The 14,997-nt window shown below is 38.1% G+C and carries 16 protein-coding genes and 1 pseudogene; all 17 read left to right on the top strand.

What is annotated here, in order from left to right; translation table 11 throughout:
* Positions 1-40: 40 nt before the first annotated feature.
* A pseudogene (gene essC / locus AXF18_RS01825) lies at positions 41-2,437 on the top strand (type VII secretion protein EssC); the annotation flags it as partial.
* An 81-nt stretch (positions 2,438-2,518) separates the two neighbouring features.
* Positions 2,519-2,872: a TIGR04197 family type VII secretion effector gene (locus AXF18_RS01820; protein WP_049500862.1), complete on the top strand. Its 354-nt coding sequence runs from the start codon at positions 2,519-2,521 to the stop codon at positions 2,870-2,872.
* Between the two features lie 2 nt (positions 2,873-2,874).
* A complete protein-coding gene (locus tag AXF18_RS01815; RefSeq protein ID WP_000415470.1) occupies positions 2,875-3,237 on the top strand; it encodes a hypothetical protein in 363 nt (120 codons plus the stop codon).
* The gene (locus AXF18_RS01810; protein WP_065371396.1) at positions 3,227-4,753 is read left to right on the top strand and encodes a T7SS effector LXG polymorphic toxin; all 1,527 of its coding nucleotides are present in this window, start codon (positions 3,227-3,229) and stop codon (positions 4,751-4,753) included. The genes AXF18_RS01815 and AXF18_RS01810 overlap by 11 nt, the downstream gene beginning before the upstream one ends.
* Positions 4,747-5,403, top strand: coding sequence for a DUF443 family protein (locus tag AXF18_RS01805; protein WP_084437456.1), 657 nt, complete (start codon positions 4,747-4,749; stop codon positions 5,401-5,403). Before AXF18_RS01810 ends, AXF18_RS01805 begins: the two co-directional genes overlap by 7 nt.
* Positions 5,404-5,470: 67 nt before the next feature.
* Positions 5,471-6,127: a DUF443 family protein gene (locus AXF18_RS01800; RefSeq protein WP_084437455.1), complete on the top strand. Its 657-nt coding sequence runs from the start codon at positions 5,471-5,473 to the stop codon at positions 6,125-6,127.
* 67 nt (positions 6,128-6,194) lie between these two features.
* A complete protein-coding gene (locus tag AXF18_RS01795) occupies positions 6,195-6,851 on the top strand; it encodes a DUF443 family protein (protein ID WP_049501406.1) in 657 nt (218 codons plus the stop codon).
* Positions 6,852-6,893: 42 nt separating this feature from the next.
* Positions 6,894-7,538, top strand: a complete 645-nt coding sequence (locus AXF18_RS01790) for a DUF443 family protein (protein WP_065371927.1) — start codon at positions 6,894-6,896, stop codon at positions 7,536-7,538.
* Positions 7,539-7,701: 163 nt separating this feature from the next.
* Positions 7,702-7,998, top strand: a complete 297-nt coding sequence (locus AXF18_RS01785; RefSeq protein ID WP_000025675.1) for a DUF4176 domain-containing protein — start codon at positions 7,702-7,704, stop codon at positions 7,996-7,998.
* Positions 7,999-8,333: 335 nt separating this feature from the next.
* Positions 8,334-8,687, top strand: a complete 354-nt coding sequence (locus AXF18_RS01780; protein WP_065371395.1) for a hypothetical protein — start codon at positions 8,334-8,336, stop codon at positions 8,685-8,687.
* Positions 8,688-8,700: 13 nt separating this feature from the next.
* Entirely contained in the window at positions 8,701-9,498 is a 798-nt protein-coding gene (locus AXF18_RS01775) for a hypothetical protein (RefSeq protein WP_049478808.1), read from the top strand.
* Positions 9,499-9,846: 348 nt separating this feature from the next.
* A complete protein-coding gene (locus AXF18_RS01770) occupies positions 9,847-10,665 on the top strand; it encodes a hypothetical protein (RefSeq protein WP_049490279.1) in 819 nt (272 codons plus the stop codon).
* Between the two features lie 239 nt (positions 10,666-10,904).
* A complete protein-coding gene (locus AXF18_RS01765) occupies positions 10,905-11,870 on the top strand; it encodes a hypothetical protein (RefSeq protein WP_065371394.1) in 966 nt (321 codons plus the stop codon).
* Between the two features lie 204 nt (positions 11,871-12,074).
* Positions 12,075-12,761: an XRE family transcriptional regulator gene (locus tag AXF18_RS01760; RefSeq protein WP_049501174.1), complete on the top strand. Its 687-nt coding sequence runs from the start codon at positions 12,075-12,077 to the stop codon at positions 12,759-12,761.
* A 3-nt stretch (positions 12,762-12,764) separates the two neighbouring features.
* Complete coding sequence (locus AXF18_RS01755) at positions 12,765-14,180, top strand: Y-family DNA polymerase (protein ID WP_065371393.1); 1,416 nt, start codon at positions 12,765-12,767, stop codon at positions 14,178-14,180.
* On the top strand, positions 14,177-14,539 hold the full coding sequence (locus tag AXF18_RS01750) for a hypothetical protein (RefSeq protein WP_049490282.1): 363 nt from the start codon (positions 14,177-14,179) through the stop codon (positions 14,537-14,539). Before AXF18_RS01755 ends, AXF18_RS01750 begins: the two co-directional genes overlap by 4 nt.
* A complete protein-coding gene (locus AXF18_RS01745; RefSeq protein WP_049490283.1) occupies positions 14,532-14,825 on the top strand; it encodes a DUF5960 family protein in 294 nt (97 codons plus the stop codon). The genes AXF18_RS01750 and AXF18_RS01745 overlap by 8 nt, the downstream gene beginning before the upstream one ends.
* Positions 14,826-14,997: the final 172 nt, after the last annotated feature.

The following is a 14,997-nucleotide window of genomic DNA, read 5'->3' as shown; positions in this document are numbered from 1 at the left end:
TTTTTCGCTTGTTTATCTGCTCTGCTATTTACAAAAAAATATCCTATCCCTCGCTGTTAACTTCCACCCTCATGATGTGGCATTTTTGCTGATTGACTATAAGGGTGGTGGGATGGCCAATCTCTTTAAAAACCTGCCTCACCTCTTGGGGACGATTACCAACTTGGATGGTGCCCAATCTATGCGGGCTCTGGCTTCGATCAATGCGGAGATCCATCGTCGTGAACGACTCTTTGGAGAGTTCGAAGTCAACCATATCAATCAATACCAGAAGAAATTTAAAAACGGAGAAGCGACAGAACCGCTCCCTCATCTCTTTCTCATCTCAGATGAGTTCGCAGAGCTCAAGGTTAACCAGCCAGACTTTATCAAGGAGCTGGTATCCATCGCTCGGGTCGGGCGTTCCCTCGGGGTCCACTTGATCCTAGCTACTCAGAAACCATCTGGTGTGGTGGATGACCAGATCTGGTCTAACTCGCGCTTCAAGATCGCCCTTAAGGTGGCGGATCGTTCGGACTCCAATGAAATGCTTCATACACCGGACGCAGCCGAGATTACTCAGACAGGACGTGCCTATCTACAGGTCGGGAATAACGAAGTCTATGAACTCTTTCAGTCAGCCTGGTCAGGGGCGGATTACCAGCCGGACAAGGACGATATGGGGATTGAGGACCACACCATCTACCTGATCAATGAATTGGGCCAATATGAGATCTTGAATGAAGACCTATCAGGCTTAGAAGATGTGGATGAAATCAAGGAAGTTCCGACAGAGTTGGATGCGATAGTGCACCATATCCAGCTCTTGTGTGAAGAACAAGAGATTCCTCCAGTACCACAGCCATGGTTGCCATCGCTCAAAGAGCGAATCACGCTAGACGAATTGGAAGAAGTGCAACCAGCAGTAGCCTGGGCACAAGAGAAACCACTCTCAGTTCTACTTGGAATGGCAGATATCCCGCAGGCTCAGAAGCAGGAAGCCGTCTCTATCAATCTCTCCAAGGATGGTCATATCCTCCTCTACGGAAGTCCGGGTACAGGAAAGACCACCTTCCTTCAGACAGCTGGTATGGACTTGGCTCGCAAATTCAGTCCCAAGGCCCTTACCATGTACTTGATGGACTTTGGTACCAATGGTTTGGCTCCATTGTCCAAGCTTCCACAGGTGGCGGATACCATGCTTTTGGACCAAACAGAGAAGATCTCTAAGTTTGTACGAATCATGGAGCGCGAACTCAACCGTCGTAAGAAACTCCTTGCGGACTATGGTGTTGGGACCTTAGACCTCTACCGTCAGGCCAGTGGTCAGGAAGAGCCGGCTATCGTCATCCTCTTAGATAGCTATGAAGCCTTCAAGGAAGAAGCCTATGAGGCGGAACTCTTCAAGCTCTTGGTGCGTATCTCTCGTGAAGGTCTCAGTATCGGGGTTCACCTCTTGATGACAGCCGGTCGTCAAACCAACCTTCGTGCTCAGCTCTACTCGAACTTCAAGCACCAGTTGAGCCTGCCACAAAATGAGGCAGGTGAAGTGCGGGCCATCGTGGGCTCTACGCCACTCGCAATGACCATGGAAGACATCAAGGGACGTGCCCTTATGAAGCGTGAAGAGGTGGATGTCATCCAGCTGGCACTCCCAGTTTATGGATCCAATGACACCCAAGTCCTCAACAACCTGCGTCAGGAAGTCGCTTCCCTCCAAGAAGCCTGGACCGGACAGCGCCCAAGTGCCATTCCGATGGTGCCAGAGGAGTTGACGATGGAAGAATTTTTGAATTTGCCTGGTGTACAAGAGGCTATTGAGAATGATCAGATTCCTATCGGTTTAGAACTAGAAATGGTTGGAAGTATCAATATCTCTCTTAGCAAATTTAAACACATGGCTTATGTATCAAATGCAGAAGATGCTTTTGATAATATAACACATCATTTATTAAAAACTATTCTTAGAATGCCTAACGTTCATATGATGTTGATTGATGCTTTCCAAGAATATGAAGCATATAGTGACCAGGTGAAAACCTATGTTGGAAGTAAAAAGGAACTATCGGACATAGGAAATCAGCTAATCTATGAAATAGAACGCCGTCTTGAAAAAGGCATATCATCTGAGTGGATCATTTTTATACCTAATATGAGAGCACTGGTATCCGAAAGCTATTTAAATGATCAACAGCTTCAATTTATGTTTGAGAATGGGTATCGAGTAGGGATGAGGTTTATTATTGGTACTGATTATACTTATATTGGGACAAGCATTGACCCAATTCCTAGATACCTCAAAACAAATGTCCAATGGGTCATCTTTGGTATGCGCCTAATGGATCAAACCTTCTTAGATAAAGGAATGTATAACAGAGATGTGGCTCCAGATCTCGATCAGGTTTATTTACATTCTCGGAAAGAAGTCATCAAACTCAAAATTAGTAAGAATAAGTAAAACTATTTTTTGATACTTAAGATTCAACCCGGTCTTTTGACGATTTGATAGTAGAAAGGATAATTGAAAAGGTTATTGAACATGGGACAAGTAAAAAGTGAAAAAGGCAAGGCAAGTACTATTGCAACTGGAATTGTATCAGCAAGCAATAGCGTTACAACTGCCGGTACAGTTACTAGAGATAAGACAAGCTATTATACCGCTAATACGGTAGGAAGAAGATTGATTATAAATGAGGCATCTATTGCTAAAAATATTCAATCGAAAATAAGTGAATTCGTAAAACTAATTCATAGTGTCGCAAATGAATTTGAAGTAGTAGATGAGAATATAAGTACAATGTGGCAGAATAATCCAAGTAATGGGACAACAAGTCTACCTTCTCCATACTCAAATCCGTCATTTGTTCCTCAAAATAATTTATTTAAGGAGTGAGGATGGAGAAAAGAAAATTAGAAGATATTCAATGTAGTGTTCAACAGATTCAAACAAATTTATCCAAGCTAGAAGAAGAAAGAAATCAGTTTCTTTCTGTTGCGACGGAGATTATAGATCTTTGCCAATCGAACTTCATCCCATATAGAGAATTAGGCTATTATCCGTTATCAGTTAAAGATGAGATGGATCGCCTTGAAAATATAGAAAAGTTAAAAAGGAATGAACAGCTACTTGATGATTTTATCACCGAGAGGAAAGAAGAATTAAAAAAAGCAATGAGTAAGCTAGAGGGCGAAAAAGAGGAACTTCTTTTCCAACAACGCCGTCTTGAATCGCAAAAGGAGGGGAAAAATGGGTATTAAAGTAGACATAGGATCAGCAGACTCGCAGGGTAGCACAGCGAATACGGTATTAAGTAGTCGTGCGAATTATTATGACGCTGTCATTACCGCCTTTAATAAATTGATTTCAGAGGAAGAATTAAAAGGGAAAGCCTATGATAGTGCTAAGTCCTATGCGGAAAATATAATGGTTCCTCTAGTGAGAGGAGTTATCCTCTTTTCAGAGAGCCTGGGAGGAAAAGCGAGTGAACTACCGACTCTTTACCATTCACAAGTCGGTGAAGAAAGTCTAGATGAGGAGACACTTCAAAAGCAAATTGAAGCAGAAAATACAACTATTTCGACTCAAGAAGCTATTTTGAACAGTTTATCTGATTTAAAGAACATCGATTCTACTTATAAAAGTAATGTTCAAGAAATTATCTCAAATGCAACGAGTAAGCGAGATGAGTTACAAAAGAAATTAGATAAATTGCAGTCATTTGCGAGCTCGACTAGTGGCCAGTTTTCGGATTCAGAAAGTTTACAGAGCTTAGTTTTTCAAGGTTTCGAACAAGTCACAGGTGACTTTGGAAAGTTTGATGGAACTTTTAAAATAGAGGGACAAGCCCCTTGGGCTAATAATATTAATAATGAGTGGAAGAAGCGTTCTGAGGTAATTCAAAATTATCAAAATGTTGTAGATAAAGTTAAAAATGAAACCGAATTAGATGAGACAGATATAAAGGCAATTGCAGAGTATGGAAAACGGTATCCTGGTAAAGAGTTGCCAGGGAATGTTAAAGATGCTGTACGAAAATATGTCGAGAGTAAAGTTAATAAAAATGTTGACCTAAGCGGTCTAGGGGAGTTTCTTGAAACTGTCCGAGATACGTCTCTGGAAGAAATTGCTAAAGACACAATTTCTAAGTTAAGTTCAAAGAATCCTAAGCTATCAGAGTACTTTAAGTATTTTACTACTACTGATAAGTTTGGTAATATAAACATTACCTACTCTGCAGATAGTAAAGGCTATACGGATGCTTTATTCAAAGCAAATGCTGTGAATCTACTTAAGCAACTCACAACTTCAGAAATTAACATCCCTATACCAGGAACCAACTCTTCTGTTGGGATTTCAGCGATTAGTTCGGTATTTATAGGGATGAACTTTTTTAACAACCTACAAAATGAGAATGCTGGACGTGCCTTTGTTCATACGGCGGCAACGACGGCAATGACAGCAGTAGGAGTGGATGTTGCAACAACAGCTCTTTTAGCAACGGCTACAGGTTCAGGGTATATGGCAGGTTTTGCAACGGCACTAGCTTCTAATCCAGTTGGATGGACTATCATTGCAGGTGTTGCAGTTGGATATGCGGTAGATTTAGCGTATAAAAATAATTTTCTTGGAATTAGAGATATAGCAAATGATATTGGCGACAATCTGGATAAGAGTATTAAGGAAATTGGAAGCAACATTGATTCAGGTATCAAGGAAGTTGGAAATGCTATCGATTCAGGTATTAAATCAATTCAGAAAGTGTTTGGGTGGTAAATGTGGAATTAAAATTTAAGTATTCGAATATAGCAGTTTTTAGAATCGTTGAGTTTAAGAATAAAAGTTATATCTTAGATCCTACCACTATAAAAGGCAAATCCTATTTCTTCGGTTCACTTCCGAAAGTGGTTACCGCTGAGATGGTTGAGCTATCTCCATCTAATGATAGTTTTAGAATAAAATCGAAGACACCAATAGGCGCATCTACTGCTCTAGTTATCATGATTCAGCCACTTGTTGGCATCTCTCATACGCTGATGAAAGATGCCTTTATTAGCTGGGGAATCAATCAGCAAATTTTAATGAAAGTAGTGTTATTTGCCTTTTCTGTATTTTTGTCTTATCTTATGGCTGTCTTTTATGAAAAAAGTGCGGTAGGAAAGTTTGAATCAAGAGTTCCCCAAAACAGCAAACGCTGTCGACTTGTTTTTGAACCCAAAGGGAAACGAATAATTGATTGGTTGTTTTTCACACTTGGGATTAACATTATATGTTTGGCGTTTTTTATAGGACTTAATAGTGGTTATGAAAGTGCTATATTGGTTATAAATGGCATAATTTCATGGTGGTCCTTTGTACTATTAAGAATGCCACAAATCCCAGACTACTATAAGACACTAACATTAACTGAAATTGAAGAGCTATAAATACAGAATGCCGAGAAGTTAGAAATGACATTGATTCAGGTATTAAATCAATTCAGAAAGTGTTTGGGTGGTAAATGTGGAATTAAAATTTAAGTATTCGAATATAGCAGTCTTTAGAATCGTTGAATTTAAGAATAAAAGTTATATCTTAGATCCTACCACTATAAAAGGCAAGTCCTATTTCTTCGGTTCACTTCCGAAAGAGGTTACTGCTGAGATGGTTGAGCTATCTCCATCTAATGATAGTTTTAGAATAAAATCAAAGACACCAATAGGCGCATCTACTGCTCTAGTTATCATGATTCAGCCACTTGTGGGCTTCTCTCATACACTGATGAAAGATGCCTTTATTAGCTGGGGAATCAATCAGCAAATTTTAATGAAAGTAGTGTTATTTGCTTTCTCTGTATTTTTGTCTTATCTTATGGCTGTCTTTTATGAAAAAAGTTCGGTAAGAAAGTTTGAATCAAGAGTTCCCCAAAACAGCAAACGCTGTCGACTTGTTTTTGAACCCAAAGGGAAACGAATGATTGATTGGTGGTATATTACTCTTGGAATTAATACGGTTTGTTTAGCATTTTTTATAGGACTTGATAGTGGTTATGAAAGTGCTATATTGGTTATAAATGGCATAATTTCATGGTGGTTTTTTGTAATACTGAGAATGCCACAAATCCCAGAGTATTATAAGACACTAACATTAACTGAAATTGAAGAACTATAAATACAGAATGCCGAGAAGTTAGAAAAGACTTTTATTCAGGTATTCAATCCATTCAGAAAGCGTTTGGGTGGTAATTTTGAAAATTAATTTTAGAGGATTGGATGTTGCTTATTTTGATGTGTTAGAGATGGGAGAGAAAAAGTACGTTCTTGATTCCAACTCCACAACACCAAAGAGTTATTATTGGGGACTTTCCCCTGAAACTCTTGAAGTTGATTTGATAGAACTTGATAGTCAGAATAAAAATTTTGATAAAAAAATTAAGATGGGACCCTCAGGAATGCGTATGGTATCTATTGGTTTTGGTCTTCTTTCGTATGAAGTAGTAACATCAATTTTTAGATATTATGATATTAGTCATTATCTGTATTTAAAAGTATCTTTATTTCTCATATCTATTTTGGTAGCCTATATTGTCTATCAAGGTATTTTAATCAAATCAAGGAAGGAGATTTCAAGTCGTTTATCGCAGGAAAAGAAGAGGTTTAAAATAGTCTTTCAGAATAATAAGAAAAAAAGACAATTCCATGCCTATCTATTTCTCATTTTACATACAATTGCTTTCTCTATTTATATGGGACAAGATAATGGAACAGAAGCTGCAATTCTAGTGTTGAATGGTTTGTTGGCCTATCTATTTATTTGGATCGAATCTGGCGTTATTCCATTGACTTATGCTTATCAAAAGAAATACCTAGAATTTAAAGAACTGAAAAAGCTATAATGTAACTTATAACGAAATTCAGAAAGTGTTTGGGTGGTAAATGTGGAATTAAAATTTAAGCATTCGAATATAGCAGTTTTTAGAATCGTAGAGTTTAAAAATAAAAGTTATATCTTAGATCCTACCACTATAAAAGGCAAATCCTATTTCTTCGGTTCACTTCCGAAAGAGGTTACTGCTGAGATGGTTGAGTTATCTCCATCTAATGATAGTTTTAGAATAAAATCGAAGACACCAATAGGTGCACCTACTGCTTTAGCTATCATGGTTCAGCCATTGGTAGGTATCTCGTATAAACTCATAGAAAAATCATTCATTGATTGGGGTATAAGTCAACAGCTTTTTTTGAAATTAGGTGTGTTTGCATTCTCCTTATTCTTGTCTTATCTTATGGCTGTCTTCTATGAAAAAAGTGCGGTTGGAAAGTTTGAATCAAGAATTCCCAAAAACAGTAAACGTTGTCGACTTGTTTTTGAACCCAAAGGTAAACGAATGATTGATTGGTATGTAATTTTAGCAATTAATATTGTCTGTTTAATGTTTTTTATGGGAACTAATGATGGCTCAGAAGGAGTCTTGTTGATTATTAATGGCATAATTTCTTGGTTTTACTTTGTAATGATGAGAATGCCACAAGTTCCCTCATACTATAAGACACTAACATTAATTGAAATTGAAGAGCTATAAATACAGAATGCCGAGAAGTCGGAAATAGTATTGATTCAGGTATTAAATCAATTCAGAAAGTGTTTGGGTGTTGAATGATGCATTTAAAGTTTAAGAATGCTAATACGATGGCGTATAGCATTGTAGAAATAAAGAAATTATAAATTGAAAGGAAAACAAGAAAATGTCTATTTTGCCAATTGGAACAATTGTTTATTTAAAAGAGGGGAGTCAAAAATTAATGATTCTCAATCGTGGGGTTACTATAGAACAGAATGGTGAAAATGTTTTGTTTGACTATTCTGCTGCTTTTTATCCAATGGGACTAAACCCAGAACAGTTGTTTTACTTCAATCGTGATGATGTAGATAAAGTAGTTTATAAAGGCTATAGTGATGAAGAAGAAGAACGGTTCGCCGAAATTTATCAACGTTGGCTTGATGAAAATGCAACAACAATTAAAAAGGGTGTAACAAAATAATGTGCATCTGTAAAGATTATTGCAAAATATCACAATACTTTAAATAGAAATCAAAAATGAGGAGCTACTTTGACATTAAAGAAACTCCTCGTTTTTTTAGTTATTTTCCCATCATACATCTAAGTCCGTGTGACTATAAGCCAAAATTGATGATGCCAAAACATAGCTTTGTTCCGATAGGATAGGAAGGAGCTGTTTTTATATTGTGGTATAATAAACAAAGACATTTTTTACTTTTCTCTTCTTACGGTATCTCTCATATGTTATAATGGAGAAGGACATTCTTTCTGTTTGGTAACGATTCCAAGACGGCTGTAGGAAAAGTTGGAAAGTCTGTGCTAGGTGGTACCATTGATACCATCTCTAACGTTGGTCCCCTAGATGGTATGTGGCTTGGAGCTAAGTTAGGGGTGAAAGCTGGACCGAAGGGGTTAATAATTGGAACTATAGGAGGCCTTGCTGTAGGAACGTTTAATCTTGTCACTTCTGCAGTCGCACCAGAATTTAAAAAGTCTGTTTATGATGGAATTAAAAATTTTGCTTATGGTGCTGTGGACGTGGTAGAATCAGGAGTGGAGTCTATCGGAAATGGAATCCACCAGGGCTTGGAGACCGTCAAAAGTGTGGGCAAGAATGTTTCTGATTTTTTCAATGGTGGTCTGAAGGCGGCCTCATCCTGGTTTGGATAATAGGAGAAAATAAATGGAAGAAAAGCAAAAAGATATTAATGAAGCACTAGAAACAACGCGAGGATGGAATATATTAGTAATGATTTTCGTAATGCCATTATTTCTTGGTTTATGTATACTTGCACCTCATCTTGCGATTAGTTCAGGAATATATATGAGTAAGAATAGTATAACTTTTTTGCAGCCGCTTACTGAATTAGAGTATCAACTAATCATCCCAGAAAAAGTTTTTGGTATTTCATTTTTTGTTTATTGGGCGATGTATATGATTATGTATATCATTTCAAAAAGAAATAGAATTTATGCTTATATACTCAATTTACTCGTCTTATTCACTCTTATTCATTTAAGCATTTTTGGACTATTTTTAGGCTTGCAATTCTTTGTTCCTTTTTTAATCATTCGGATTATTTATTGGCTAGCTTATTCCGTAGCAGTTGTCTATATTATTTATAGTCTCATAACAAAGTCATATACTAGAGTTTTTGATATTGACAAGGAGAAAATAAAGAAATATACAAATGTTATCTTGGCATTATGGTTTATAAATTTTATTGCTGGTATTCTTATTTCAGGGTTTAAAAATTTACTTGCTCATTTACTTTTGGCTATATTACCCATCGCTCCAATCTTTCTCATTATTATCTTAATATCATTGAGTAAATCAACATTCTCTTCACTATTTAATCTTAATGAAGTTAATAAAAACCAAGAGAAATACCGCGAAGAATACGGTTATACCATTGAAGAATGGTATGGAAAGAAGTCAAAAATGTACAAGGAACATGTGAAGAAGTCTAAAAAGAAATAAAGGTTTATAGACACTATTTCTAGTCTCTTGATATAGGAGCGGATCTGGTTATTCTGATTCTAGATGAAGCATCTGAAAATAATTCAGGTGCTTTTCTAAACTTTTTACTAATTGATTAGCTATTCTGGTATAATGGGTTAAGAACGGATTACTTACTAGCAAATACTCAAGGAGCTAAACATTTTGCTTATGGTGCTGTGGACGTGGTAGAATCGGGGGTGGAGTCTATCGGAAAAGGAATCCACCAGGGCTTGGAGACTGTCAAAAGTGTGGGCAAGAATGTTTCTGATTTTTTCAATGGTGGTCTGAAAGCGGCCTCATCCTTGTTTGGGTAATAGGAGAAAATAAATGGATAAGATACAAAAAGATATTAATGATGCACTTGAAACAGCACGAAGATTAAGCTTAGTAAAGGCGATTTTTGGACTATCTCTATATTCTCTTATGGTTATGATTGGTACGTCTTTACCGATAAGTGTATTTCGAATGGCTAGTGAAGCTGGGTATGACCCAGCTATTCCACTGACCTCAATGGTTACACAGCTAACATCAGTGGAAAAAGGGCTCATTCCCCCAGATAGTTTCTTTGGCTTTCTATTTTTTCTTTGTTGCGGTCATTTTACTTGTTTTTATATTATTTCTAAAAGAAATCGCATTAAAGCCTATTTAATGACTCAGATTTTTCAATTGTTTTTGCTCGTAATTACATATTATAGTTGGTTTGTAGCCATCTTGTATTTAATCCCTCTAGTAGCAGTTCGTATCGTTTACTGGATTGGGTTTGTCTTATCACTGATTTACCTTATCTATATCCTTGTTACAAAGCAACGCGCTAGAAAAGATTATTTCTCCTCAGAATATTATAAAAAATTTTTGAATGTTATTTTGTTCTTATGGTTGTTGATGTATGGAATCAATCTCTTCATCAACGGACTCAATCATTTCCTAGCGTATCTCTTGCTTGCTTTATTACCAATTTCACCTATTTTCCTAGGACTATTTTTGGTATCATTTTTTAAATCCAATGTAGTAACGCTAGAGAACTTGAATACAGTCAATAAAAACCAAGAGAAATACCGTGAAGAATATGGCTATACTATTGAAGAATGGTACGGGAAAAAGTCAAAAATGTACAAGGAACATGTCAAGAAGTCTAAAAAGAGATAAAGGTTTATAGAGCCTACTCCTAGTCTCATGAAGCTATCCACCTGAAACAAATTCAGGTGGTTTTCTTTTGCTTCTCTCATCTTCTCACGGTATTGCTCATGTGATATAATGAGATAAGGACTGTTCCTCATTTCAGACGAGTTTATGAAATTTAGGATAAGTTAGCAGGTGAGAAGAGTATTTCTGTCAGCCTCCTATACACCTGTTAACAGCTATCCACGATAAAAGGAGATTGTAGATTGGTTTTATTAGTATTAGGGATTTTGGTTTTGCTCAATCTAATCTTAAAAAGGAAACAGAAAACTGCTAAAAAATCTGAAGGAAACGCCAAGAAAAGAAATTGGCTATTAATAGGTTGCTTATCCATAGTGATCCCAATGGTAATCTTCACAGTATTCAGTCCAATTTTTTCTCTAATGGATATGTGGGGGCTATTTGCCCATGCAAGTCGAACTGAGATTGAGCAAGCTGTGCATCGTTCTTATCAAAATTACGGTCTTACAGGACAGTTTGAGTTAGAAAAATACGAGAAAAACTATACAAGCGTGGGAGGATTTATAATCAATGGTACCTATAGTGAAAATATAGCTGGAAAAACCTATCAGGTTAAAACTCGATTTAAATACTATACTCGTTTTTCGGAAATTAAAACATATAGAAAGACAGATGCAGAGGTTGATTACAAAAATGATAAAAAAATTTATAATGTTTTCCCAGAATTAGCCTATTTAGGGATTGAGGTTAGTCCAGGCACCAGCGAGTTTTTAAAAACACTGGACAGTTCAATCAAAGATCCTAAACTTCCTGATTTGAAGTATCAAGGTATTGGTTTTGAATTTAATAACCAATCTGATAATATCTATCTTTATAATGAAATATTAGAGGAAAATCAAAGCAAGGGCCAAGCTCTGCAAGGAATGTATCCAATGGATGCTCAATATCTTTTCCAAAAAGAGATTTTTATACCAACATTTGAATTTCAGTATTTCGTTCCGAAGGAAAAAAGAGATCTCTTGTATGATGACTATCTTAAAGAGCTTGAAGCGCTCATGAAGGAATTTTTTGCCAACCAACCCCTACCACGAGGTCTTTATGCTGTAAAAATTGCTAAATATAAAGAGGATAAACTTGTCAGTGATAGTGGTGTATACTATGTGAAGATTGAAAATCGTCAAGTTGTAAAGCTGTTGCAAAAATTAGAGTAGGAGTTGCTAGATCTAGTCCAGTTTTTTGTTCAGAATCTCCAGGTATGTCTGTTAAAATTTGATTTTCCCAGTGGACAATCGTCCACTTTTTTTATATAATAAAACTAAACCGGATTGGTTGAGTTTTAGAAATGTAAGCTCAACCGTCGATTTGTTTTTCTAAGAGAGATATTCTCAATAAAACATCACACTAGGGGGTGAATCATGTACCAACCAGAAAAACTCAAGGCTCGGAGAAAAGAGTTAAAATTGACACAGAAGGAAATTGCAGAGGAATTAGGGATTAGTTTTCAGGCTTACTCGGCTTGGGAACGTGGAATTAAGGAACCATCCAAGGAGAAGGTTGCCCAGCTAGAGAAGATTTTAAAAGTTGCAAAAGGCTATTTTACTCAGATCGAGATTGTCCGTCTCTACAATAGCCTCTCCAAGCAAGGGAAGGACAAGGTTGTGCTCTATGCTCGCAACCTGGCTCAAGAAGAACAAACACAGAAGGTGACGACCATGCCAGAGCGCCTCTACGAGTACCGTGTCTATGAACGCATGTCAGCAGGGATCGGGGCTTCGGTCTACGATGATCAGAATTTTGATACGGTTTACTTTAACGAGGAGTTGGCCCATGATTTTGCATCTTGGGTATCTGGGGACTCTATGGAACCTAAATATCAAAATGGTTCGGTGGCTCTGATTCGGGAAACAGGATTTGACTATGATGGGGCAGTTTATGCAGTGGTCTGCAACAACCAGACCTATATCAAACGGGTTTATCGGGAGGAAGATGGCTTGCGTCTGGTCTCTATCAATCCTAAATACAAGGATATTTTCATCTCCTATGAGGAAGATCCTCGGATTGTGGGGATTATTGTTGGGAATTTTGTGCCGATGGAGGGTTAGCCTATGGGCTACTTTGATTATTCCAGAGAGCCCAAAAGTGATATTGCCTTTGTCGATATGAAATCTTTCTATGCCAGTGTTGAGTGTGTGAAAAGGGGCTTGCATCCGCTGAAGACCTCGCTTTGTGTCATGAGTCGCGCGGATAATTCGACTGGTCTTATCCTAGCTTCCTCTCCCATGTTTAAGAAGATTTTTGGCAAGTCCAATGTTGGTCGGGCCTATGATTTGCCTTTTGATATCAAAACGCGCAAATTTTCTTATTACAATGCTCGAAAGCAAGGCTTGCCTACTGACTCAGACTATGTTCGCTACATCGAAGATTGGGCTCAAGTCACCTTGATTGTCCCTCCTAGGATGGATGAGTACATAGCGGTCAATATGGAAATCCAGCGAATCTTTCAAAACTATGGTAGCCCAGATGATATTTATCCCTACTCTATTGATGAAGGTTTTATTGATTTGACTAGTTCGCTCAACTATTTTATCCTAGACAAGAGTCTCTCTCGCAAAGACAAGCTGGATCTGCTTTCTGCTCGCATCCAGAGGGATATTTGGAGGCAGACAGGGATCTACTCTACAGTGGGTATGTCCAATGCCAATCCCTTACTGGCCAAGTTGGCTCTGGATAATGAGGCCAAGCACACTCCGACCATGAGGGCCAACTGGTCTTACCAGGATGTGGAAGAGAAGGTTTGGGCCATTCCCAAGATGACGGACTTTTGGGGGATTGGCAGGCGGATGGAGAAACGCTTGCATGATCTGGGGATTTTTTCCATCAGAGAATTGGCCACCAGTAATCCAGACCAGCTACAGAAAACACTTGGTCAGGCTGGTCTGCGTTTGTGGTTTCATGCTAACGGGATTGATGAGAGCAATGTTCACAGGCCCTATAAAGCCAAGTCCAAAGGATTAGGAAATTCTCAAATCTTGCCGAGAGACTATGTAAAGCTACGGGATATCGAAATTATTCTTCGAGAAATGGCGGAGCAGGTGGCTATTAGACTGAGAAGGGCTGGCAAGAAAACAACCCTTGTCTCTATCTATGTTGGTTTCTCTAAACAGGAGGTCAGGTCGTCTATTCACACACAAATGAAGGTCGAACCGACTAATAATACTGCTGTTTTAACAGACCACGTTTTGAAGCTATTTCATAATAAATACACTTCTGGAGCGGTCAGAAGTGTCGGAGTCAACTATTCAGGATTTGTGGACGAGTCCTTTGGCTTGATCTCTCTCTTTGATGATGTTGACAAGTTAGAAAAAGAAGAAAGGCTCCAGACGGCTATTGATGCCATTCGGGAACAATTTGGTTTTACCTCCCTCTTAAAGGCCAATGCACTGGAAGAAGCCTCTAGGAGTCTTGCTAGAAGCAAGCTGATTGGGGGGCATTCTGCTGGAGGATTAGATGGTTTAAAATGATTGATCGTTCTTATTTACCCTTTCAATCTGCGCGTGACTATCAAGATCCAGGGATGCAGAAGTGGATGGGCTTTTTCCTCTCAGAGCATACTAGTTCACTCGGTGAAGAAAGAAATCGGGTTGCTTTTTCGACGGATTTGAATTCCGTTGAGAAGTTACTCTTGCTTTCGCAGCTGTATGTCGGGCAACTAAAGGGATACTTTGTGGTCAAGGAAAAGAAGCAGAAAACCACGATCATCGGCGAGGTGAGTGAATTATCACCTCAAACTCTATCTATTAGGACCAATGAGGGCTATAGGCTGGTAGAGGTAGTAGATGTCCTCGAAATTCGACTGTGGGAGGAGGGAGTTTATGACTAGAAAAGAGTTGTATGAAAACAAACTGCAGATGGATTATTTTTCTGATGCCTATATTCGTTTTGAAGAGGATTTTCAAAAATACTCTGCTATGAATGTTCCCTTGACTTTTTTGATCGATGATATCCTACGCACCATGGCGATGAATCAGAAGAACTACTTTGTCTTAAACAAGGAAAATGCCAAGGATGGGCGGGAGCATCGCTTTTATTTTAGGGTGGTGACGGAAAAAGAGTGTCCCAGAAATCGAACCTATGCATACGCTGGACTCAAAAATAGTAGTCAGTAGATCTAGGTGTGGAAGAGGAAAGTTTGATTTAGGAAAGATGGCTTGTGAGCGTCAGAAAATCTCATGGTATAGGAATTCGAAACACCATCTTTTATCTGTGGAGTTCTTGCAGAACTTATGATGGTAGTTCTGATGAGATAAGACAAGGGGGACTCTCTTTTTTGGATGAACG

Origin of the sequence: Streptococcus sp. oral taxon 064 (genome assembly GCF_001683375.1) — a bacterium.
GTDB classification, from domain to species: domain Bacteria; phylum Bacillota; class Bacilli; order Lactobacillales; family Streptococcaceae; genus Streptococcus; species Streptococcus oralis_S.
This window is presented reverse-complemented; position numbering and strand designations above follow the sequence as displayed.